Origin of the sequence: Streptomyces sp. NPDC127092 (assembly GCF_042722475.1) — a bacterium.
Classification (GTDB): Bacteria; Actinomycetota; Actinomycetes; order Streptomycetales; family Streptomycetaceae; genus Streptomyces.
Genome location: NZ_JBHXFE010000238.1, coordinates 1 through 361 on the forward strand (window position 1 = coordinate 1; position 361 = coordinate 361).

The 361-nt window shown below is 74.0% G+C and carries 1 protein-coding gene; it reads right to left on the reverse strand.

Annotated features, from left to right (window positions below; genetic code table 11):
- A partial coding sequence (locus ACFWJO_RS39270) for an ABC transporter transmembrane domain-containing protein (RefSeq protein WP_386873033.1) occupies nt 1-308 on the reverse strand: 308 nt, incomplete at its 3' end.
- Nucleotides 309-361: the final 53 nt, after the last annotated feature.

The window sequence follows — 361 nt, forward strand, 5'->3', positions numbered from 1 at the left end:
GCGGAGAACGCGTCCACGCGGGTGTAGACGGCGCGGCGCAGGTCCCGGCCGACGCCCATCGAGGCCTTCGCCCCGAACCACACGGCGGCGATCGCGGCGACCACCTGCACCAACGCCACGCCGAGCATCACGAGGCCGATGTCCCAGATGCGGGCGGTGTCGCCGCGGGCCACGCCCTCGTCGATGATGCGGGCGTTGAGGCTGGGCAGGTACAGCATGGCCAGCGTGCTGATCAGCTGCAGCACGACGACGGCCGCGACGGCGCCGCGATAGCGCCGGCCGTGACGGCGGAGCAGGGTCCAGAGCATGGGGCTCCCAGGGAGTCGGGATGGGCGCGCGGCCGCGTGGGGCCGCAGTGAGG